The sequence below is a fragment of the Pectobacterium hainanensis genome, from assembly GCF_046237015.1.
Classification (GTDB): Bacteria; Pseudomonadota; Gammaproteobacteria; order Enterobacterales; family Enterobacteriaceae; genus JBJYIN01.
Genome location: NZ_JBJYIN010000057.1, coordinates 1 through 261 on the forward strand (window position 1 = coordinate 1; position 261 = coordinate 261).

The 261-nt window shown below is 41.0% G+C and carries 1 protein-coding gene; it reads left to right on the top strand.

Going from position 1 to position 261, the window contains the following annotated elements:
* A partial coding sequence (locus ACKPVM_RS20495; protein ID WP_409311585.1) for an amino acid permease occupies positions 1–261 on the top strand: 261 nt, incomplete at both ends.

Consider the following 261-nt stretch of genomic DNA (forward strand, 5'->3'; position numbering starts at 1 on the left):
GGTTGCTAACTCGGGTCTATATGCAGCAACGCGTATGTTATTTTCTCTTTCCGTTGAAAAAATGGCTAGCCCAGTTTTAGGGAAGGTTAATAAGAGAGGGATTCCTATGAACGCATTATTAATAACACTTGCTGTAGCCGGATTATCACTTCTGTCTAGTGTATTCGCTGCAAAAACAGTTTTTGTTTGGCTTTTATCGCTAGCTGGTTTAGGCGCTCAAATAGGCTGGATTGCAATTACAGCATCACAAATCGCCTTTAG